This is a genomic window from Segatella paludivivens DSM 17968 = JCM 13650 (assembly GCF_000373185.1).
Lineage (GTDB): Bacteria > Bacteroidota > Bacteroidia > Bacteroidales > Bacteroidaceae > Prevotella > Prevotella paludivivens.
In genome coordinates, this window is sequence record NZ_KB890627.1 from 146,321 (window position 1) to 169,835 (window position 23,515).

Annotated in this window: 12 protein-coding genes; 9 read left to right on the top strand and 3 right to left on the bottom strand. The window is 36.4% G+C overall.

Annotated features, from left to right (window positions below; all coding sequences use genetic code 11):
* Nucleotides 1–36 precede the first annotated feature (36 nt).
* The 5 genes from B045_RS0101675 to B045_RS0101695 all read left to right on the top strand — a co-directional run bounded on the left by B045_RS0101675 (nucleotide 37) and on the right by B045_RS0101695 (nucleotide 11,782).
* On the top strand, nucleotides 37–672 hold the full coding sequence (locus tag B045_RS0101675) for a response regulator transcription factor (RefSeq protein ID WP_018462531.1): 636 nt from the start codon (nucleotides 37–39) through the stop codon (nucleotides 670–672).
* A 252-nt stretch (nucleotides 673–924) separates the two neighbouring features.
* On the top strand, nucleotides 925–1,938 hold the full coding sequence (locus B045_RS0101680) for a LacI family DNA-binding transcriptional regulator (protein WP_018462532.1): 1,014 nt from the start codon (nucleotides 925–927) through the stop codon (nucleotides 1,936–1,938).
* A 168-nt stretch (nucleotides 1,939–2,106) separates the two neighbouring features.
* On the top strand, nucleotides 2,107–6,231 hold the full coding sequence (locus B045_RS0101685; RefSeq protein ID WP_018462533.1) for a hybrid sensor histidine kinase/response regulator transcription factor: 4,125 nt from the start codon (nucleotides 2,107–2,109) through the stop codon (nucleotides 6,229–6,231).
* A gap of 133 nt (nucleotides 6,232–6,364) precedes the next feature.
* Nucleotides 6,365–9,313: a TIM-barrel domain-containing protein gene (locus B045_RS0101690; protein WP_018462534.1), complete on the top strand. Its 2,949-nt coding sequence runs from the start codon at nucleotides 6,365–6,367 to the stop codon at nucleotides 9,311–9,313.
* Complete coding sequence (locus B045_RS0101695) at nucleotides 9,314–11,782, top strand: glycoside hydrolase family 2 TIM barrel-domain containing protein (RefSeq protein WP_018462535.1); 2,469 nt, start codon at nucleotides 9,314–9,316, stop codon at nucleotides 11,780–11,782.
* 173 nt (nucleotides 11,783–11,955) lie between these two features.
* Here B045_RS0101695 and B045_RS14145 read toward each other — a convergent pair whose 3' ends face one another.
* On the bottom strand, nucleotides 11,956–12,900 hold the full coding sequence (locus tag B045_RS14145) for a helix-turn-helix domain-containing protein (RefSeq protein ID WP_018462536.1): 945 nt from the start codon (nucleotides 12,898–12,900) through the stop codon (nucleotides 11,956–11,958).
* A 189-nt stretch (nucleotides 12,901–13,089) separates the two neighbouring features.
* On the opposite strand from B045_RS14145, the gene B045_RS0101705 reads away from it, so the two are divergent.
* The 3 genes from B045_RS0101705 to B045_RS0101715 are packed head-to-tail and all read left to right on the top strand — an operon-like array spanning nucleotide 13,090 to nucleotide 18,639.
* On the top strand, nucleotides 13,090–14,109 hold the full coding sequence (locus B045_RS0101705) for an efflux RND transporter periplasmic adaptor subunit (protein WP_018462537.1): 1,020 nt from the start codon (nucleotides 13,090–13,092) through the stop codon (nucleotides 14,107–14,109).
* The gene (locus B045_RS0101710; RefSeq protein ID WP_018462538.1) at nucleotides 14,106–17,246 is read left to right on the top strand and encodes an efflux RND transporter permease subunit; all 3,141 of its coding nucleotides are present in this window, start codon (nucleotides 14,106–14,108) and stop codon (nucleotides 17,244–17,246) included. The genes B045_RS0101705 and B045_RS0101710 overlap by 4 nt, the downstream gene beginning before the upstream one ends.
* Before the next feature lie 31 nt (nucleotides 17,247–17,277).
* Entirely contained in the window at nucleotides 17,278–18,639 is a 1,362-nt protein-coding gene (locus tag B045_RS0101715) for a TolC family protein (protein WP_044124640.1), read from the top strand.
* 339 nt (nucleotides 18,640–18,978) lie between these two features.
* Here B045_RS0101715 and B045_RS0101720 read toward each other — a convergent pair whose 3' ends face one another.
* Both B045_RS0101720 and B045_RS0101725 read right to left on the bottom strand, forming a co-directional pair.
* Complete coding sequence (locus tag B045_RS0101720) at nucleotides 18,979–19,611, bottom strand: DUF4230 domain-containing protein (protein ID WP_018462540.1); 633 nt, start codon at nucleotides 19,609–19,611, stop codon at nucleotides 18,979–18,981.
* Nucleotides 19,601–20,272, bottom strand: a complete 672-nt coding sequence (locus B045_RS0101725) for a DUF4230 domain-containing protein (protein ID WP_018462541.1) — start codon at nucleotides 20,270–20,272, stop codon at nucleotides 19,601–19,603. The genes B045_RS0101720 and B045_RS0101725 overlap by 11 nt, the downstream gene beginning before the upstream one ends.
* A gap of 542 nt (nucleotides 20,273–20,814) precedes the next feature.
* Between B045_RS0101725 and mgtA the strand changes: the two genes are divergently transcribed.
* Nucleotides 20,815–23,475 (top strand): magnesium-translocating P-type ATPase, encoded by a 2,661-nt coding sequence (mgtA, locus tag B045_RS0101730; protein WP_025883084.1) that lies wholly within the window; start codon nucleotides 20,815–20,817, stop codon nucleotides 23,473–23,475.
* Nucleotides 23,476–23,515: the final 40 nt, after the last annotated feature.

The window sequence follows — 23,515 nt, forward strand, 5'->3', positions numbered from 1 at the left end:
TATTTTACTTACATTTGCACTAAAATGTAAGCAAATATGAGAATTCTGTTAGCTGACAAGCAAGATATTACACGTGCAGGACTGATGTATATTATTGATTCCATTGATAATGTGGAATATAAATATACAGAAGATAAGGCAGAACTTTTAGTAGCGTTGAATGAAGATCAGGATTGTGTAGTGATTTTGGACTATACGATGTTTGATATCAATGATGCTGCTGAATTGGGAATTATCAATCAGCGTTTCACAAAGACACGTTGGATTATATTCAGTGAAGATCTAAGTCTTGATTTCACAAAACTTATTATTGCGACATCAACAAAATTTAGTATATTGCTTAAGGAAAGTAGTATGCAGGAAATAAATGAAGCGATAACATTTGCTATTAATGGTAATCGCTTTATCTGCCAGCGAATGACCGAGATGCTGCTTGCTCCAAATAAATTGGAAGAGGAGGTAAACCTCACGAAGACTGAAACTGAAATTCTGAAAGAGATTGCTTTGGGAATGACTACAAGAGAAATAGCCGAAAAGCGTATCTCTAGTTTTCATACAATTAATACCCATAGAAAAAATATATTCAGAAAATTAGGGGTGAATAATGTGCATGAAGCAACAAAGTATGCATTGAGAGCTGGACTAGTAGATTCTGCCGAATACTATATATAATATAATTAGAATAGTATATAAATAAAAAGGTTTAAAATTGTCTCACGACAATTATAAACCGTACATTTTCTAACTAACTTATTATCAACTATTCATTACTCATTAAAATTATGATACAAATTTAATACTTTTTTTGTCTAGTTGTTATTAATTAGCCCTAAAAAATAACGTAAACGTTTGCGCATCTGCATTAAATTTGTACTTTTGCATTTGGCAGAAATAATAAAATAGAAATAACCTTCAAATATAATAATGAAACAGCGTAGAACTTCTTTAAAGGATCTTGCGGACGAACTTGGCGTTAGTATTGCAACGGTATCTCGTGCATTGAGGAATAGCCACGAGGTAGGAGACGATATGAAACAGAAAGTAAAGGATTTAGCTAAGAAATTAAATTATCGCCCAAATCCTTTTGCGCAGAGTTTACGAAAAGAGGCTCCAAGAGTTATTGGGGTTATTGTGCCTAATCTGGTTACTCATTATTATGCAGCTGTGCTTGATGGAATTGAAGACTTTGCAACAAGAGCGGGATATTCTGTAATCAGTGCAAATAGTCATGAAAGTTGTGAAATGGAGAAGAGAGCAATTGATAATTTCATTTCAATGCATGTTGAAGGTATAATTGCATGTCTAGCACAAGACACTATAGACTATACACATTTTGAACAATTGTATGAAATGGGAATACCTGTTGTATTCTTTGCACGTACATGTCTTCCTGAAAAATTCTCTCAGGTTGTAGGCAACGGTGATGAGGCTGCTCAGATTGCAACTTGTCATCTCATAGAAACAGGCTCGAAGAGAATAGCTTTTGTTGGTGGACCTAATCATCTCGATATGGTGCGCAGACGTAAACATGGGTATCTTGAGGCGCTTCGTGAAAAAGGATTGCCGATAGAAAGAGATTTAGTGATATGTGATAAAATTGATTTTGATGTAGCTAGACAAGCTACAATAAAACTTTTGCAGAGTGAAAACCGCCCTGATGCTATACTTGCTTTTAATGACATTGTAACTTATGCTGCTTTTGATGCAATAAAGGAATGTGGACTTTCAATTCCAGACGATGTCGCAATTATAGGGTTTACGGATGGTGACTCGGCAGCTTTTGTTACTCCAAAACTCAGTGCTATTATGGATCAGGCTCATGTGCAAGGCAATAAAAGTTGCGAACTGCTAATGAGAAATATCAATGGTGATCAAACAATATATAAAGAAATTGTACCAATGATATTGAAAATACGTGAAAGTTCAGAAAAACATTGATTTTTGGTATTGTATTAGTTTAATGCCATGCTATTCTCTTATGCAGAATCGATGAAAGCAAAATAAATACTTTCGTGACTTAAAAGGTAATATTGATATGAGAAAAGCTTAGTTTGATTTGGAACTAAACAAAAAACTATATATCTTTGCAAACTAAAGTATATACACATGAAACGCTTACTAACTGTTTTAGTAATACTTATATCTAGCATCTCCTGTTTTAACCTTAAAGCACAAAATAATGTTAGTTTTCATCGTTTAGGGACTCATCAAGGCTTATCAAATAGTCAAGTCAATTGTGTTTTTAAGGATTCAAAAGGTTATATCTGGTTTGGAACCCAATCTGGATTAGATCGTTTTGATGGTTTCAGATTCAAAAATTTCTTTTATAAATATGGGGATGATCTTTCATTGCCTAACAATGCAGTAGACCGTATTCAGGAAGATATCAAAGGAAATCTTTGGATCCATACAGCTGTAGGATTTTGTGTTTATATGAGCGATACCGAAAATTTCAATCAGAGTTCCAATCAACTTATGCAAGCTTTGGGAATGAGTGGAACTGCTGACTGGGTGGAAATTGATTCACATAAAAATATGTGGGTTGCAGTCAATGGGCGAGGAGTGTATTATAATGAGGCTGGCAAAAATAAATCTTTTTTGTTCAAACAGAATGGCAATGGATCGTCTGTTTTGCCCTCTGGAATGGTGTCGTGTATAACAGCATGTAAAGGTGGTGTTATTATCACTTACAATAATGGTATATTGGCTAAATTGTCAGGTAAGACTCGTAAGGTTGAATGGGTGAATAGAAGCCTTTTAAATTTGCATAAAGGTGCTTTGATGGCACATAATACTTATGTTGATTTATATGGTAATATTTGGGTTTCATATTTAGGACACACTGTTGTATGGAGCTTTAAATACAAAAAGTGGTATGCTTCTGTTTCGCAGTTAATAAATGAATTTGGTATTCAGGGAGTTAATTGCAATAATATCTTAGTTAAAGATCTTGTAACAGATCATATTGGTAGGATATGGATAGCTACAGACCATGACGGAATATTAATGCTGGATATACGTAATCATACTTGTGAGTCATATAAATATGACAAAACTAATCCTGAGAGCATTCCTGATAATACAATACAAAATCTGTTTCTTGATAATAATGGTGCGTTATGGGTAGGCACATATAAGAATGGAGTCGCATTTTATTCAGCTGAAGATTCAAAATTTTCTACTATATATTTAGGTGATGTCTGTACTATTGTGGAAGATAATTCTGGTAATCTTTGGTGTGGAACAAATAATGAAGGACTTGTCGTATATAATCCTTTTACAGGTGCAACGCATCGTTATAGAAGTGGAGAAACAGGACTAGGCTCTAATGCAGTGATAAGCAGTACTATCGCTAAGGATGGCTCATTATGGTTTGGAACATTCAATGGAGGAATGACTCATTATAAGGATGGTCATTTCACTTCTTATCGTGCTACGGGAAATCCTAATTCTCTTGCTAATGATAATGTTTGGGCTTTGGAAACTGATACTGATGGCAATATCGTTATAGCAACCCTTGGTGGCGGTTTGCAGTTTTTGAATACTCTTTCCGGTAAGTTTACTACTTATAATAGCCATAATTCAGGTTTGCCTTCTGATTTTATATCATCTATTTCTTTTGACGGAGAGGGTAATGTCGTAATAGGAAATGCACAAAGCTTCTCGGTGTTTAATGTAAAAAGTCGAAAGATAACTAAATACAACACGACACGTTCTGGACATGTATTTTCAACTTCATCAATCAATCAGATATTAGTTGATTCGCGTGGAATAGTTTGGAATGCGTCGGCTTCAGGTTTTTCCTCTTATGAGCCAAAGAGCGATTCTCTGAATGAAATATCCTTGTTTCCTGGTTCACAGAGTTTTGTAGCTTCTTCTGTAATAGAGGATTTAGCCAATACAATATGGGTGGCTACGGATAAGGGTGTTTCTCATATTGTATTGACAAACGAAGATGATAAATGGAATTATTTTGTCACAAATTATAATGAAATAGATGGTTTGCAAAATAGACAATTTAATAGTCGTGCTATTTTTCTGTGTCATAATGGTAACGTTGTGGTTGGCGGGCAGGATGGTATAAACATAATTCCACCACAAAAAACTAAAAGAAGTTCTAGGCAGTCACATGCATTGTTTGCTGGCTTTGTACTTTATGACAAACCGGTTGATGTAGGAGTGGAAAGTAACGGAAGAGTAATTTTACATAGAGCATTGCATGACGGAGGTTCCTTGGCGCTAAATCATTCTGATGATGCCTTTACAATATTACTTGCATCAGACAATGTTTCTATACCAGAAAAGAGTAAATTCCTTTATCGATTAAAGGGATTCAGTGACAAATGGATGCTTACCGCTGACGGACAACCAGCAGTGTCGTTTACCAATCTTTCTTCGGGCGATTATAAACTTGAGGTTAAAGTTGTAAACCGTGACGGAACACAAAGTGATATAGTCAGCACACTTGATATTCATGTAAATCCTCCTTTCTATCTTTCAATCTGGGCTATCATGCTTTATGTAGCGTTAGTAGCCGTATTATTGTATTACGCTAAGATTATATTTCTTAGAAGACAAAAGGAAAAATTCATGATAGAGCAGGTAAAGAGAGATGCTAAACAAAGTAAGCACCTTGATGAGATGAAACTTAATTTCTTTACCAATGTAAGCCATGAGTTGCGTACTCCTATTACTCTCATTATTTCACCATTGAATAACATGATAAAAAATGAAACCGACGGTGATAATAAGAATATGTTGGAACTTATTCAGCGAAATGCCACAAGGCTGCTTAATATGGTAAATCAGATATTGGATTTCCGCAAGATGGATGAAAACCAGCAACAACTGAATTTACTAACAGGTGATATCGTGGAATTCGTTAAAAACATTTGTAATACTTTTAACAAACTAGTAAGTAAGGATATTACGCTTACATTCTATTCTTCTGTTGGTTATCTATTCATGTCTTTTGATGATGACAAGATAGGAAAGATTATAAATAATCTTCTGTCTAATGCTTATAAGTTCACGCCGGCTGGAGGACGTATTGATGTTTCAATGCGTGTTATGTATAATAAAGATTTTGAAGGCAGGAAAGAAAATATGCTTGAAATCAAGGTCAGTGACACGGGTGATGGTATTAACGATGAAGAGAAGAAGCATGTCTTTGACCGTTTCTATCAGGTTCATTCTGAGAAAGGACAAACCTATGGTGGTAGTGGTATTGGTTTGAGTCTTGTTAAGACATTTGTTGATATGCATGGCGGTACTGTGTCTGTTTCAGACAATCCTGGTGGGGGTGCTGTCTTTGTTATTTATCTTCCAATACATTATGATTCTACGCAGACGGCTGTTAGGACAGAAGAACTTTCTGAAAAAAGCAACGAAGAAGTTAGATTGGTTTTGAATCATGATGAAAAGAATGTCAACAAAAAGGATATTCCTGCAATACCTGTATATGCGAATCTTGCTAAATCTGATGTTCTTGTCGTCGATGATTCTGATGATTTCTTGTCATTTATGACGGAGGTTTTATCGGCTGATTATAATGTCAGAGTGGCTCATAATGGTATAGAGGCACTTAAACTCGTGGCAGAAAAGAAACCAGACATAATTTTATCGGATGTAATGATGCCAGAAATGGATGGTAATCAACTTTGCCGAGAACTGAAGTCTGACATAAATACTAGTGGAATTCCATTTGTTATCCTTACTGCTAGAATGGCGCAGGAACATAAGATAGAAGGTTTAGAAAATGGTGCTGATGATTATATCACCAAACCGTTTAATATGGACTTGTTGAATCTTAAAATACAGAATTTGATTAAATGGCATAAGGGACCAAGACAGAAACTTATCAAACCTAAAATAAAGCAGCTGGAGATTACTTCTGTCGATCAGCAAATGGTTAACGATGCTACAAAGTATGTTGAGGATAACCTTGATAATACCGATATAAGTGTAGAGACGTTAAGTGCTGACCTAAATATGTCACGCGTGCAGTTATATAAACGATTACTGTCAGTAACTGGTACAACCCCTTCAGAGTTTATTCGTACCATCAGATTACAGCATGCAGAACAGTTGTTAAGGCAAAGTCAGCAAGGTGTGAGTGAAATAGCTTATCAGGTAGGATTTAATAATCCACGCTATTTTTCAAAGTACTTCACAGAGATGTATGGAGTCACTCCTTCTCTGTATAAACATAAGTTTGAAAAGGATAGATAACATTATATATACGCTTTTGAAACATTTAAACCGGGTCGTGATAATATAGTATCGGGTTTTATTAACATTATATTATCTGTTTGATTGATTTTTACAGTATCTTTGCCGTAGAATCAATAAACCTGAAATGAAAATGAAAATCGCAAAAACTTTATTATCTGTTGCCTTGTTTCTATGTACCACTTCTGTATATTCAGCAGGATATACGCAACATGGTAACTTCATTACGATTAATGTAAAAAAACAAACTGCACATGGTGCAAAGGTTGTTCGTCTGCAAGTTGTTGACGACAAAATTATACGTGTTGAGTCTACAAACGAATCGTTATTCAAACCTAAGCAAAGTTTGATTATTGTGCCTCAGAATGCAAAAACAAATTTTAAGGTGACTGAAAATGGTGGTAATGTTATCGTTGCCACTTCTGATATCAAAGCTTTTGTTGATGAGAATACTGGCCGTGTTACTTTTAAAGATCCAAAGGGTAAAACTATTCTTGCAGAAAGTAATATTGGCGGAAAAACGTTTTCACCGTTTATTGTTCCGGAACGTGAAATTGGTGTTGACAGTCATCTCTCTGAATCTCAAAAGCATGGTGTTTCATGGCATGCTCTTTTTGACAGTCCTACCGATGAGGCTTTCTATGGATTGGGTCAACATCAGTCCGAGGAACTTAATATGAAAAGTAAGAATGAAGATTTGTTCCAATATAATACTAAAGTTAGTGTGCCGTTTGTGGTAAGTAACCATAATTATGGATTGCTTTGGGATAGTTACAGCTATTGCCGTTTTGGTAATCCTGATGGTTACAAACAACTCAACAACCTCTTTACACTTTATGACAAAGATGGAAATAAAGGCTCTTTAACTGGTACATATACCCAGAAAGATGGTTATCAAATAGTTCGTGGCGAAGATAGCATATACTATGAGTTCGCACTCCCTGATTTGGCTAAAGTTAAAGCAGGGAAAGATTTAGGTGTAGGATGTCTGCCTAAAGGATTTAAGCTTAATGGTTCTCATGTTACTTATGAGGGATACATTGAATCTCCTGTAGATAATCTATATCGTTTTATTTTGTATTATGCTGGATATATGAAGGTATATGTAGACGGGAAGGAAGTTGTACCTCAACGTTGGCGTACTGCATGGAATCCCAATTCATATAAATTCACAGTGCCTCTTCGCAAAGGTGTTAAAGCAAAGTTGCTCGTTGATTGGTATCCTGACGGAGACGTGAGTTATTGTGGACTTCGTGCCGCCTCTCCACGTAGCGAGGCTGAACAGGGAAAGCTAAGTATATGGAGCGAGATGACTCCTGATATGGATTATTATTTTATTGCAGGTAAAAATCTCGATGATGTTATTTCTGGATACCGTACTCTTACTGGTAAGGCACAGATTTATCCTAAATGGGCACTTGGATTCTGGCAAAGTCGTGAGCGTTATAAGAGTAGTGCCGATATTGAATCTACTTTGAGTGAATTCCGCAAGCGTCATATTCCTATTGATAATATCGTTCAGGACTGGAATTATTGGAAGACTGATTCTTGGGGAGATCATACATTTGAGTCTTCTCGCTATCCTAATCCACAGGCAATGCTTGATAGTGTGCATGCTCTTAACGGCCGTTTCATGATATCTGTTTGGCCTAAATTCTATAGCAGTGTTAAGAACTATAAGGAGTTGGATGCCAATGGTTGGATGTATCATCAGGCAGTGAAAGATTCTATCTATGACTGGTTAGGATATTTAGGTTCATTCTATGATGCTTATGCACCAGGTGCCCGTAAGATGTTCTGGCGTCAGATGGACGAGAATCTATATAGTAAATATAAATTTGGTATAGATGCATGGTGGATGGATGCAAGTGAACCAAATGTACGAGACTGTACTCCAATGTGGTATCGCAAGGCTCTCAGCGGTTCTACCGCTTTAGGTTCTACTACTGAGTATTTCAATGCTTATTCTCTTGTAAATGCCGACGCTATATATAATGGTCAGCGCAGTGTGAATCCAAATCAGCGTGTATTTCTTCTGACACGTAGTGGATTTGCAGGTGAACAGCGTTACAGCACAGCAACATGGAGTGGGGATATAGGTACTCGCTGGGAGGATATGCGTGCACAGATGACAGCGGGAATGAACTATAGTATCAGTGGACTGCCTTTCTGGGGTATGGATCAAGGAGGTTTCTGTGTAGAAAATCGTTATGTTGCAGCACAACAGTTGTATGATAAAACTGGTGAGGAAAATGAGGATTTGAAAGAATGGAGAGAGTTGCAGACAAGATGGAATGAATTTGGATGCTTCATACCTTTATATCGTACTCACGGACAATGGCCTTTGCGTGAAGTTTGGAATATAGCACCTGAGAGTCATCCTGCTTACAAGACCATTGTAGCTTATGACAAACTACGCTATCGTATGATGCCATATATGTATAGTCTGGCTGGTGCTGTTCATTTTAATGATTATACCATTATGCGTCCGCTTGTGATGGACTTTAATGGTGATGCCAATGTTTATGATATTAAAAATCAGTGGATGTTTGGTCCTTCTCTGATGGCTTGCCCAGTGGGTGAGTATAAAGCTCGCAGCCGTAAGATATATCTTCCAAAACAGAGAGGATGGTATGACCTATACACAAATAAATATTACGTAGGTGGGCAGACGATTGATGCGGATGCTCCTTACGACAAAATTCCGGTATTCGTGCCCGAAGGTTCAATAATTCCATTTGGTCCTGACATGGAATGGAGCGATGAAAAGCCTGCAGAATTTGTTAATCTGTATGTATATCAAGGTCATGATGGTGAGTTCACTCTCTATGAGGATGAAGGTACTAATTATAATTATGAGAAAGGTCACTATTCTACCATTAAGTTTATATATAATGACAAGACGAATACTTTAGTAATAGGTGACCTTAATGGCAGTTATAACGGTATGGTTAAGAATCGCCGTTTTAATATAGTATATCATTGTAAGGGACAGACTGTTGCTAATGCATTGGACTTTGACAATATATCTGGTACAATCGTTAAATATACAGGAAAATCTTTGTCTGTAAAATTGAAATAAATGAAAAATAAGTCTGCTTTATTATTATTGGCATTATTGTTTACTGTCACGGCTTCTGCTGTAGACAGTAAACGATTTGTTGATAACTGGTTGTTTACGTTGGGTGATTCTGCAAAGATGTCATTGCATGATTATAATGATTCTTCTTGGCGAAAACTTACTTTGCCGCACGATTGGGCTATTGAGGGTGATTTTCTTGCTACAAATCCATCTGGAGCGAGTGGCGGTGCATTACCTGGTGGCATAGGTTGGTATCGCAAGCATTTTGATATAAACGATTACTCAAAAGCCAAAAGATATTATATTGATTTTGATGGCGTGTATATGAATTCAACCGTATATGTGAATGGCATAGAATTGGGTACACGACCTTATGGATATAGTAGTTTTAGATATGATATTACGCAGTATGTAAAGAAGAATGGAAATGTTGTCGCGGTGCGTGTTGACAATTCAGATCAACCTAACAGTAGATGGTATAGCGGATGTGGCATTTATCGTAATGTATATTTAGTTGAAACTGGTAACATCCATGTTGCCCATTGGGGAACTTTCGTCACGGCTTCACAGAGTGGTGATATGAATATTGATATCAGTATTGATAACAAAACAAATTCAAAAGACAAAATAACAGTGCGCAATAGCATTGTTGATTTTCATGGGCGAATTGTAGCCGTTTCATCTTCTGCCTCATTAGCTAATGAAAATGCGATAACAGTTAATAAACAGCATATTTCTGTTCAGAATCCAATTCTTTGGTCGGTAGATAATCCTACTATATATATCTTGCGAACAGAACTTTTACGTGGAAAGAAAGTTGTTGATACTTATACCACTAAGTTTGGTTTCCGTTCTTTTAAGTTTGATGCCGTTACCGGCTTTTGGCTTAACGGAAAGAATATGAAAATAAATGGCGTATGCGATCATCATGATTTAGGATGTCTTGGTACAGCAATACATAAGGATGCTATCATTCGTAAATTGTCCCTTTTAAAGGAAATGGGTTGTAATGCCATAAGGTGTTCACATAATCCTCCTGCACCAGAGTTACTTGATGCATGTGATTCTCTTGGTTTCATGGTTTTGGATGAGAGCTTTGATATGTGGCATCAAAAAAAGACAAAGAATGATTATGCTCGTTTCTTTGATAAATGGTTTGAACGTGACTTGACTGATTTGGTTGTTCGTGATCGCAATCATCCTTCTGTAATCATGTGGAGCATCGGAAACGAAGTTCTTGAGCAATGGAATTCTGCTTCGGCAGATAAGCTTACTCCTGAGCAGGCAAACCTGATACTTAATGCAGGGCACGATGCTTCTTCTCTTGGAGGAAAGGAACTTAACGTCAATGCAAAACTTACACGTAGATTGGCTGAGATTGTGAAGATTTTGGATTCTACACGTCCTGTCACTGCTGGATGCAACGAACCTTCTCCAGAAAACAATCTGTTTAAGAGTGAAGCTTTAGATATAATAGGATATAATTATCACATTAATAATATAAAGGATGTACCACATAACTTCCATAGCAAACCTTTTATAATGACAGAGTCGGTGTCTGCATTGCAGACTCGCGGAAACTATATAATGCCAAGCGATACAATTTATATGGCACCAAAAGAGTGGTGGCTTCCATATACAGATCCGTCTTTCATGTGCAGTGCATACGATAATATGCACGCCTCATGGAGCAGCACACATGAGCAGACATGGGATGTGGTGAAAAATAATCCATTTGTGAGTGGGCAGTTCATTTGGACAGGATGGGATTATATCGGAGAGCCAACTCCTTATGGTTTCCCAGCACGAAGTAGTTATTTTGGAATCATAGATCTGGCAGGTTTCCCAAAGGATATATATTATATGTATCAGAGTGAATGGACATCCAAGCCAGTATTGCATTTGTTTCCTCATTGGAATTGGCTACCGGGACAGACGATAGATATGTGGTGCTATTATAATAATGCTGACGAAGTAGAATTGTTTGTAAACAATGTCAGTCAAGGAGTGAGACGCAAGCTACCTCATGAATATCATGTTATGTGGAGAGTGAAGTTTGAACCAGGTGAAGTGAGAGTTGTTGCAAAAAAGGATGGAAACATTGTGCGTGAACAAACAATACATACTGCAGGCATGCCAGATCATATAAGACTTACTGCAGATCGTAGTTCAAATAGGCATGGCGGATTGATTTTTGTTACAGCAGAGATTGTTGATAAAGACGATAATCTTTGCCCGTGGGCTGATAATCAGATATTCTTTAATGTAGATGGCGAGGCTTCTATTGCTGGTGTAGATAATGGATGTCAAACATCAATGGAGCGTTTTAAGGCCAACAACCGTAAAGTCTTTTTCGGACGTTGCCTTGTTGTTTTAAAGACATCTGATACTTCTGGAAAGATAGAGCTAACAGGAAGAGCAATTGATTTGAAAAATGGACATATATGGATTAACAACATTAGTTATTAATTGATTGGGTTTTTTGAATTTGGTCTTGCATACATGTGAATGTATGCAAGATTTCATTTTCAGATATTAAATATGTTGCAATCTTGCTGGCATGAATTCTGCCACAATCCAATATGTTTTTTTTAAGTGTTGATTTCGATTTGTATGTAAAGCCTATTTTTTACAAATTGGTGTTATTTGAGATAATTATATAAATTGAGTTCTATTTTGTTGGCAGCAACGTCCCCTTTGTGGCTTTTGCATCTTTTGCGATATTCTTTTGGTGATATTCCAACATATTGTTTAAAGTACTTGCCGAAAAAAGTTTGCGTTGGAAAATTAAGCTTATCAGCAATTTCTTTTATACTGATGTTGGTAAATCCCAACATTTGTTTTGAATCAAGGATAACTCTGCTTATAATCCATTTCAGAGCAGTTACACCAGTCTTTGCTTTTATTATCTCAGAGAAGTAACTATATGAGAGACATTGCTCTGCTGCATAAAAAGCAACATTTCTTTCAGTTCTATAATGTAAGTCGAGTGAAACAATAAACTTTTGCATGATTTCGTCATTCCTATCTGGTGCAGTCAATTCTATGGGTTGATTGATAAGATATTGATTTAATATCTCATAAAACAAAGTGCTGGCTTGGGATTTGATAAGTTCCGTTAGGACACTACGCCTACGTTCATCCATTTCACAAGACATCTCATAATTAATGCGTTCTTCAATAGAGGACATTAAACCTATAATATATTCATATTGTTGATCAGTCATTGTAAGTTTTGGATTATTTCTGATATACATCTGACTTCTTACATTCAGAAGATTAGAAATCAATGGTAGTATAAAATCCAATTTTGGTTTAATGATCAGTCCTTCAAAGTCTTTGCTGACATTGTGAACTGTTAAGAACCCTGCAGGAGAATAAAAAAACATTTCTTTCTCTTTAATACAGTAATAGTTTAGCCCAGATTCAATATCTATACTACCTTTCGTGCATAGACAAATTACTAATCCAATGGATGCATCTGCTGAGACAATTTCACCAGACTTTATAAGATCTTCTGCGAAATCTGGCAGATGGTGATATTCAAATGGGAGCTGAAGAGCATTTTGGTTATTACTATCAAACATAATTATTTCTTATTTAGTGAAACATTTACTCGACAAATATACTAATTTATTGGCATTGTTTTAGCGTTTTTGTGCTACTTTTATTGCCGAGTTGGCAAATAGGACAATCTACTAATGTTATCAACCTTGCTACTGAATACTATTAATACTAATTTTGTAGCGTTTTATAACAAATTTATATATAGAGAAATGAAAGTAAAAGGATTGATTGTGTTTTTGATGGTAACGATTGTTTTATCAAGTTGTTCCAACGGAAAAAAAACAAATGGCTTGAAAGCTATTAATGTAAGTGTTTTAACGGTAAGCGGTACAGATGAAGCTACTACCAAGACTTATGTCGGTACGGTAGAAGAATCGTATGGTTCGCAGTTAAGTTTTGCTACAATGGGCACCGTTTCTCAAGTTTTTGCAGACGAAGGCAAGTTTGTTAAGAAAGGTGATGTGCTGGCAGTCCTTGATAAGCAGACCTTAAATAATACATATGATATTGCGAAGTCTACATTGGCACAGACGCAAGATGCATATCGTCGTATGAACCTACTATATAAGAAAGGTAGTCTACCTGAAATCAAGTTTATCGAGATACAGACACAACTTGCTCAGGCACAAGCTGCAGCGCGTATTGCAAGAAAAAATCTTGGAGATTGTGTATTGCGTGCACCGTTTGGTGGTTACATTTCTCAGCGCAGTGTTGATATGGGTAATAATGTTATTCCAGGACAAAGTTGCTTTAAGCTTGTGAAATTAGACAATATAAAGGTGAAAGTTTCTATCCCTGAAAAAGAGATTGCAACTATCCATGTAGGACAGCCAGTTCATTTTAATGTTGCTGCTTTGAACAACCGTATGTTTACTGCCAATGTAAAGGAAAAGGGAGTACAGGCAAATCCATTGAGTCATACTTATGATATTAAATTAGAAATGACGAATAGCGATAGAGCTTTATTGCCTGGTATGGTATGTAATGTTGCTATCAATCAGTCAGGTGAAAGCAATTGTATCGTAGTGCCACAGAATGCTGTTCTTGTTGATGGTCAAGGCACATACGTTTGGGTAGCTGATGGAAATAAGAGCATGCGCCGCAATGTAACAGCTGGTGATGTTAGTAGTCAGGGTACTGTAATAACGATGGGATTGAATGTTGGTGACAGAATAATTGTGAGCGGACAGGATAATATAAGTGAGGGTTCTAAAATAAAGATTCAATGATGAAACGATCTAAATTTGATCCCGTAGAGGGAGTTATGCGCAAAAGCAGCATCATGCTGCTGATTGTGTCTGTATTCATTGTCTTTGGCATATATTCACTTATTAATATGCCTAAAAATGAATTTCCTACTTTCACTGTTCGTACAGGTGTGGTTGCCGCTGTTTATCCCGGTGCTACTTCTGCTGAAGTAGAGGAACAAGTGACAAAACCTTTAGAGAAGTTTCTTTGGGGATTTAAGGAAATAAAGAAGTCAAAGACATATTCACAAAGCAAAGACGGTGTTTGTTATGTCTTTCTGGAACTGAATGATAATATAAAGAATAAGGATGAGTTTTGGAGTAAATTTAAAATTAAACTTCAACAGTTTAAGGGTGAATTGCCTACTGGGGTATTAGCTTTAATAGCAAATGATGACTTCGGCGATACGTCTGCAATGTTGCTTACATTGGAGAGTAAAGACAAAACTTATAGGCAATTGCATGATTATATGACGAATCTGCAGGATAGTCTACGTACGATTCCTGAGGTTGCCAATATGAGACTATGTGGTGAACAGAAAGAGCAGATCGGTATTTATATTGATCGTGACCGTCTTTCTACATACGGTTTGAATACTGCAACTTTGCTGGCTAGTCTGAAATCTCAAGGTATGACTATCATTAGTGGATCGGTTGACGATAAGAATACGGTGAGACCAATACACGTGGTATCAAGTCTTAGCACGGAAAATGATGTGGCGCAGCAGATTGTTTTTTCAGATCCTGCTGGCAATGTGATACGTTTGCGTGATATTGCAACAATAAAACGTGAATATCCTGATGCCGATTCTTATGTGAAGAATAATGGCAAGAAATGTATTGTCTTATCATTAGAGATGAACGAAGGTAAAAATATTGTTCAGTTTGGTGATAAGGTAAAAGAAATCATGAACAGATATCAGGCTAGTTTGCCTTCTGATGTTCACATTTATACGATAACGGATCAGAGTCAAGTTGTAAATTCATCTGTCGTAGATTTCCTTAAAGAATTGTGTATAGCGATAGTTTCAGTAATCATAGTCATCATGCTTCTGCTGCCAATGCGAGTGGCTAGTGTGGCGGCTGGTACAATTCCGATAACGATATTTATTGCGTTGGGAATCTTCTATGCTTTTGGAATAGAATTGAATACGGTAACGCTGGCGGCATTGATTGTGACTCTTGGTATGATAGTGGATAATAGTATTGTCATTATTGACTGCTATATAGAGAAGATTGATCAGGGAATGAGTCGATGGCATGCAGCCTCCTTGTCAGCCAAAGAGTTCTTCTCTTCAATATTCAGTGCTACATTAGCTATTTCAATCACTTTCTTCCCATTGTTGATAACGATGAGGGGTATGTTGCTAGACTTCGTGAAATGGTTCCCGTTTGGTGTCTCTATTGTTTTGGGTGTGTCTTTATTGATAGCGGTATTCATGGTGCCATGGATGCAATATACATTTATAAAGAAAGGATTAAAAGAAGATAGTGGTAAAAAGAAACATAAGACTTTCTTGGAAGTTATACAGCATTATTATAATATATTGATTAATGCTTGCTTCAGACATCCTTTTATCACATTGGGTTTTGGAGTGTTTACTATCATCATAGGAGGATATCTTTTTTCAAGAGCTCCGCAGAAATTGATGCCAAGGGCTGAACGTAACCAATTTGCGGTAGAAATTTATATGCCTTCTGGCACAGCGATTGAACGCACCGCGCAAGTTGCTGATAGTTTGGAGCATTTAATGAAAAAAGATAAACGTGTACTTAATGTCACTACATTCTATGGTAGTGGTTCTCCTCGTTTCCAAACCAGCTATGCTCCACAGATTGGTGGTACTAATTTCGCACAGTTTATTGTCAATACTAAGGATGATGAGGATACCCAAGCTTTGCTTGATAAGTTCACTCCGATGTATTCTCGCTATTTTAGTGATGCTCAGGTGCGTATAAAGCAACTAGACTATTCTGAAGCTACATCACCTGTTGAGATTAGATTTAGTGGCAGTGACCTTTCTCAGTTGCATAAGACTGTAGATACAGCTATGGAAATTATGCGCCGTGACAGCAATTTGTTGTTGGTAAGAAGTAATTTTGATGGAACTACCAGTGGACTAAACGTTATAATGAATAGTGATGAGGCTAATAGGTTAGGAATAAACAAGGCGATGTTGTCTATGAATCTTGCTACAAGATTCGGTGATGGTATTCCACTTACAACAGTCTGGGAGGGTGATTATCCGGTAAACGTGATGCTTAAAGATACAAAATCAGGGAATCATACTCCTGATGATTTGAGTAATACAATGGTTAGTGGTTTGGTCCCTGGAGTGAATGTACATCTTAACCAGATAGCTAATGTTAAGCCTGATTGGCATGAAGGCATGATTGTAAGACGTAATGGAGTGAGAACGATATCAGTCTTTGCAGATGTACGTAGAGGCGTAAATCTGAATACGGCTACGGATAAAACATTAGCTTCATTAAAATCTGTTCCTGGTAAGGGCGTTTCTATGAAAGCTGGTGGTCAACGTGAGTTCGATAATGAAAACGGACCACAGATTTATGGAGGTTTGTCTATATCAATTATCATCATATTCGTGATATTGATTTTCCATTTCAAAGACATACGAATGTCTGTATTGATAATGTTTTCACTTCTATTTTCTTTGTTGGGAGCGGCTATTGGTATCTATGTCATGCATCAGGACGTGAGTTTGACTGGTGTGCTGGGTATGATATCGCTTATGGGAATCATAGTGAGGAACGGTATCATAATGATAGACTATGCTGAAGAACTGCGCAAGAAAAATAGAATCAGCGCTAAGCATGCGGCTATTCAGGCTGCTGAAAGACGTATGCGCCCTATATTCCTTACTAGTGCAGCTGCATCAATGGGTGTTGTGCCTATGGTTATACAAAACTCACCGATGTGGGGACCAATGGGAGTTGTTGTTTGTTTTGGTACTATCGTCGCAATGTTCTTTATTCTCACAATGATACCTATTGGATATTGGATAATATTCCGTATCGAAGACAAGAAGCGTCATTTGAAGAATGAGAAAGATCGTGCAAAGATGATACAGAAGATTGTAAGTGAAGAAACTGAATAGACTGAATAGACAACAAATATATATAATAATTATGATGAAAAGACTATCAATAATAATATTATCAGTTGGTATGTTTTTGCCAATAAGCGCACAAAAGATATATACATTGAAAGAGTGTCGTGAATTGGCAATGCACAACAATATAAGGATAAGAGATGCTCGACTTGGAGTGAGTCAAGCACTGGAAACTGAAAAAAATGCATTCTCTAAATATCTACCTACTGTAACGGCTAGTGCTCTCGGTTTTCAATCTAATGACTATTTGATGAAAAAAGACTTTAGTCTATCAGCAGCTGATCAAAGTAAGTTGGGTAGTGTAGTCTCGCAGCTAGGATTAAATCCTGCTGCGTTAGCTTCATTACCATCTTCATACTCTTTTAATATGTTGAAGCATGGAACGATGGCGCAACTCATGGCTATGGAACCAATATATGCAGGTGGACAGATAACGAATGGAAACAAATTGGCTAAGTTGCAGACTGAAGTAAAGAAGCTGCAGATCAGACAGTCTGAAGATGAAGTGGTTTCATCTACAGAGACATATTATAATCAATTGTTAACGCTTTTTGGAAAGCTTAGAACTATTAATATGGCTGATAATCAATTAAAACGTATTCATAATGATGCCGAAAATGCTTATAAAGCTGGTATCTCTACAAAAAAGGATATGTTGACAGTTGAACTGAAGCAGAATGAATTGGTTGGAAACAGATTGAAGGTTGAAAACGGAATCAAACTGTGCAAAATGGCTCTTGCTCAATATATAGGTAAGAATGGCGATGAAATAATGATTGATACAACGTTGACAGATGAAATTCTTGAACCTTCTGTCTATCTTGTTGACCATGTTTCTGCACTCAACAATAAAGTAGAGGCTCAACTTCTTGATAAAAATGTTGAGGCTAACAAACTTCAGACTAAACTGAAAAAAGGAGTATTGTTGCCTACTTTGTCTGTTGGCGCAGTTGGAGTGTATCAAAATATGATGGGAAGTGGCCAAGCTAATGTGATAGGACTTGCAACTCTTAGTGTTCCTATCAGTGGCTTGTGGAGTGATAATCATGTGGTGAAGCATCAGAAGATAGCTGAACAGATTGCATGTCAGGATAGAGAGGATAATCGTCAACTGCTCATCATACAGATGCAAAGTTCATATAATGATTTTGATAATTCATACAAACAGATTCTTGTGGCACGCAAGAGTATAGAACAATCAGCTGAAAATCTTCGTCTGAATGAGGATTATTATAAAGCAGGCACTGCAACAATGAGCGATCTGCTCGATGCACAGACAAGTAATCAGCAGTCATTAGACAAGTATACTGAAACAGTTTGCAACTATCTTGATTGCAAGACTGCTTACTTTATAGCAACAGGCAGGAATGTTGAATAAAAACTAACACATTAAAACTGTGCAATCGTTTGCTCAACGATTTGCGCTAATATTGACAATTATCAGAACAACGGGGGAAATTTAGTTTTATCTTTGCATTGTTGTTGGAGTTCGCATAAATCATTAGATTGTGGTTATGTACTTCCTCCAAGCGATTATAAAAAAAGTAGGTTCAATGTTTTTAGGTACACGTTAAGGAATAAAATGTTTAGAGAGTTTTGAGTATTGTGTTTTGATAGATTAGATTTCCCTCATAGCGAGGATGGGTTAAATGGTTTTTGTTGATTTAGTGAGAAAGGGACCCGCTAGCAGATTTGCTGGCGGGTCCTTTATTTATTGTCACTTGTCAAATCGTATTTTTACATATTCAAATCCCATTGAGTGCAATATATTGTTAAACTGTATAGTTGCGTTATTCTTAGCTTTGGTAATATTGTCAGCTGCCATGCAACGTGCCTTCATCGCGTTGTATGCTTTGTTGTATAGTGCTTTGCGGTCTTTGTCTGTCCATGTTCCTGTCTCAGAGAAAGGCTTTGTTCTTGCCTCATCAATGAATTCATTGTCAAGCAATTTTATGGGTGGTAATATAGCCTTTATTGTGTCGTGGTCTACTTTTATCCAGTCTTTGTTTGTCTCATGCAGATTTATTCCCAGTCGAAGTGTTCCATAATATATCCTCACAAGTTTATCGTCACCAAAGAAACTATGTCTTGTTGTATCAGTCAGTTCTTCATCATTTACCTGTAGAAATTCCCATTCACCAATGTTTTCAATTGATTTTATCATTGTAGGCGTAATGTCAATCTTCTTGTTCTCTTCAATACTTATGCTGTTATCCTTGTTTAGCCAATATAGTCCGGCTAGTATAATGATAGCGGCAATAGCTATTATCGCAACTTGCAGTAATGGATTTACAGCAACGTTGCTGATAAGAGACTTAATGCTGAGTCTTGATTTATTCTTATTTTTCATGTTCTATTGTAGTTTTGTCAATTAGGTTATTAATGTTGTTGTTTAAGCCCTTTCTGAAACTTATTGTAATATCTTTTTCGTCATACCCCATGAGCTTTATCATCGGAATGATATTATTGGCTGCATTCATCTTGGCTCTTTCAAGAATATCCGTTTGAGGAATAGATTTTATGATTTGATCTCGTCCCTGTTTTTCATAGCTTAAAAGTTCCTCATCGCTGAAGTTTGAACGAACCAAACTAACATCTTTCTTAATTCCCTCGTGGTCTATTCTTGAACTTGTCATTATGATTCGTGGGTCGGGTAGTGTTACTTCAATCTTGTTGCCAAACTTAGTTATGTTCTTTTCAGAAAAGTTTGAGAAGTCGATATATGCTTTCACAGTTGCGTCCATAGGGATAGCAATCTTTCGCTGACTCATAGGGATGTCAAAACTCATGTCTGTTTTGAACAGAGAAGCTTTGATAGTTTTTTTATCCAGATGAGTTATAATCTTGTGAAATTTATATTCAGCGGTATATAATCGTGAGCATTTTTGTATGTGCATCACTATTTCTGGTATCGTATCTATCTGTTTAGCTGTTTCATCGGTCTTGTTTCTGTTGCAAGAAGCAAGCAATGTAATAGCCATAATAACGATTAATGTAGCTTTATGTTTCATATTTTTATTTTTTCAATAATACAAATATAGATATTTTTTCTGATATTAGTTATGTATTTGTTGAAATTAATAACTTCGCCATGCAAGTTTCATTTCTGTATCACCTATCCATATTATAAAAAGTTTATTGTATTTTAGTATAAAATACTTCTTTATGAGGATTTGTATAAAGCCTTCAAACATTCTTATTTAAATCTATAGAATGCTTTGTATTGGTGATTTTTTCTTGTTTTAATCCATATTATTTTTAGTGAATAACTAAAGCTTTTATAAATGAATATTCATTCTTCAAACGAAAATTCTGTGATTATCATTCATTATAAATCATGATTCCCTTTTATATTTCAAAAATTAATACTACCTTTGCGCCGAATTTAAAATCAAAAATAAATATGAACGACGACCCTTATCCGATTACAAATAAAATAATGTTTAACTGCATTCGTTAGGAAGTCGTGTCTCATGATTTATACTTCCTGATATGCTTAATAACGGAGGTATAACTCATGATAAAAATAATGAGAAACACCATTGGAGCAGCAATGCACAATGGTAAAGGAGTGATGCTGTCAACTCCAACTGAAAATCTTTTTAAAACAGCTACTTTTCCAAAAAAAGAAATATTCGAACGCTTGCAATGCTTGCCTACTGGACTGAATGAAGATGAAGTTTCAGAAAGGCAAGAGCAATTTGGATACAATAGAGTGAAAAGGGAAGAGACACCCTCATGGTTTAGACAACTTGTCTCGGCCTTTATCAATCCATTTATCGGTATCCTTGTCCTGATAGCAATAGTATCTTCTATTATCGATGTGGTACTGGCCGCTCCAGCAGATAGAGACTACAAAACGCTTGTAGTCGTTTCTGTAATGGTAATTATCAGTGTTGTGCTTCGTTTTGTACAAGAATATCGAAGCAACCTTGCTGCAGAAAAATTAAAGGACTTAGTAACTACAACTGCGACTGTTATTCGTCAAGAAACTGGTAAAGATGAAATTGACTTTGAAGAAATTGTACCTGGTGATATAATTTTGTTATCAGCTGGTGACATGATACCCGCTGATTGTCGGGTGATTCAATCAAAAGACTTATTTGTCAACCAATCGGCTCTAACAGGAGAATCAATACCCGTTGAGAAAAATGACCAACCGATTGCTGATGCTAAAAAGCTATCACCTTTTGAGTTGCCAAATATCTGCCTTATGGGTTCTGATGTGGTCAGTGGTTCGGCAACAGTTGTTGCTATCAATACAGGTGAAAGTACTTATTTCGGAGCTATAAGTAAGTCTGTTACTGGGAAGCGAGTTGAAACCAGCTTTGATAAAGGAATAAACAAGATAAGTTGGTTGCTTATCCGGTTTATGTTTGTCATGGTTCCTCTCATTTTCCTGATAAATGGATTTATGAAAGGCAATTGGTACGATTCTTTACTATTTGCTATTGCTGTGGCCGTAGGACTCACTCCTGAAATGTTACCTATGATAGTAACGGCTAATCTTGCTAAAGGAGCTGTTAGTATGAGCAAACATAATGTGATTATTAAACGCTTGAATGCAATTCAGAATCTGGGAGCCATGGATATTCTATGTACAGACAAAACAGGAACATTAACTCTTGATAAAGTCGTACTAGAAAAGCATGTAAATATTTACGGTATTGATGATGAGGAGGTGTTGAGTTGGGCATACCTCAATAGCTTTCACCAAACAGGCGTTAAAAGTCTACTCGACAATGCAATCCTAACTCATGCAGAACTTAATGAAGAACTAAATGTAGAAAGAGACTTCGAAAAAATAGATGAAATTCCCTTTGATTTTCAGCGCCGTAGATTATCGGTTATTCTACAAAAAAAAGATGGAAAGCATTTGCTTATCTGTAAAGGTGCTGTAGAAGAATTACTTTCCATTTCTTCTTATGCTTTTGATCCAGGAGAAGACAAAAAATTGCAGATCTTTACTGATGAGGTTATTCCACTCGATGATAGTACCCGTGAATTAATTCTTCGTGAGACTAAGAAAATGAATGAAGATGGCATGCGAGTATTGCTGGTTGCAGTCAAAGAATTTGATCAACGAGAATTAAACTATTCTGTAGCTGACGAAAATAATCTAATGATTGTTGGACTCATTGGTTTCCTTGATCCAGCTAAACCTTCGGCAAAAGAAGCAATAGAGCGATTACGCAAATTAGGAGTTAATGTAAAAGTATTAACTGGCGACAATGAGATTGTAACTAAAAAGATATGTAATGACATTGGCATTGAAGTCAACAACCTTATCACAGGAAATGAACTTGATGAAATAACCGATGAAGAACTTGCTTCAAAAATCGGTGATATTAGTATTTTTTCCAAACTAAATCCGTTGCAAAAAACAAGAGTAGTGAAGGTATTACAGAGCAAAGGAAATACCGTTGGCTTTCTTGGAGATGGTATAAATGATGCAGGAGCTTTAAAACAAGCTGATGTTGGTATCTCTGTGGATACAGCTACAGATATTGCTAAAGAAAGTGCAGATATTATTTTGCTTGAGAACGATTTGAATGTTCTAAGGAAGGGAGTAGTATATGGTCGCCGTACTTTTGGAAATATCCTGAAATATATCAAAATGACCACAAGTAGTAACTTTGGAAATATGTTCAGTATGCTTGGTGCAAGTGCATTCTTACCATTTTTGCCGATGCTACCTGTTCAATTATTATTGCAAAATCTACTTTACGATATATCACAAGTATCTATTCCATGGGATAGAGTGGATGAAGAGTATATTAATAAACCGCAACAGTGGAATGCGAAGTTCTTATCTAAATTCATAGTTTTTATTGGACCAATAAGTTCCATATTTGATTATGCTACATTTGCGTTGATGTATTTCGTCTTCAAAGCTAATTCTCCTGAACACCAAAGCTTATTCCAAAGTGGATGGTTTATTGAAGGTTTATTATCGCAAACATTAATTGTGCACTTGATTAGAACCCGTAAAATACCATTTATTCAAAGCTGGGCTACAGCCCCAGTTGTTGCGTTGACTTCTTTAATCATGGCGATCGGTATTTTTATACCTTTTTCTCCAGTTGCTCATTTGCTGGGTTTGCAAGCACTTCCAATAACGTATTTCCCATTTTTGATTATAATATTGGTCGCTTATGCGATTCTTACTCAGATTGTGAAAAGTTGGTTTATTAAACGATTCCATAATTTCTGATATTTGAGAATTTTGATGAAAGAAATCAAAATGGAGTAGA

Bases quoted from the DNA above. Each gene is read 5' to 3' on its own strand.
- B045_RS0101675 (WP_018462531.1), top strand. From the start codon at position 37: ATGAGAATTCTGTTAGCTGACAAGCAAGATATTACACGTGCAGGACTG.
- B045_RS0101680 (WP_018462532.1), top strand. From the start codon at position 925: ATGAAACAGCGTAGAACTTCTTTAAAGGATCTTGCGGACGAACTTGGC.
- B045_RS0101685 (WP_018462533.1), top strand. From the start codon at position 2,107: ATGAAACGCTTACTAACTGTTTTAGTAATACTTATATCTAGCATCTCC.
- B045_RS0101690 (WP_018462534.1), top strand. From the start codon at position 6,365: ATGAAAATCGCAAAAACTTTATTATCTGTTGCCTTGTTTCTATGTACC.
- B045_RS0101695 (WP_018462535.1), top strand. From the start codon at position 9,314: ATGAAAAATAAGTCTGCTTTATTATTATTGGCATTATTGTTTACTGTC.
- B045_RS14145 (WP_018462536.1), bottom strand. From the start codon at position 12,900: ATGTTTGATAGTAATAACCAAAATGCTCTTCAGCTCCCATTTGAATAT.
- B045_RS0101705 (WP_018462537.1), top strand. From the start codon at position 13,090: ATGAAAGTAAAAGGATTGATTGTGTTTTTGATGGTAACGATTGTTTTA.
- B045_RS0101710 (WP_018462538.1), top strand. From the start codon at position 14,106: ATGATGAAACGATCTAAATTTGATCCCGTAGAGGGAGTTATGCGCAAA.
- B045_RS0101715 (WP_044124640.1), top strand. From the start codon at position 17,278: ATGATGAAAAGACTATCAATAATAATATTATCAGTTGGTATGTTTTTG.
- B045_RS0101720 (WP_018462540.1), bottom strand. From the start codon at position 19,611: ATGAAAAATAAGAATAAATCAAGACTCAGCATTAAGTCTCTTATCAGC.
- B045_RS0101725 (WP_018462541.1), bottom strand. From the start codon at position 20,272: ATGAAACATAAAGCTACATTAATCGTTATTATGGCTATTACATTGCTT.
- mgtA (WP_025883084.1), top strand. From the start codon at position 20,815: ATGCACAATGGTAAAGGAGTGATGCTGTCAACTCCAACTGAAAATCTT.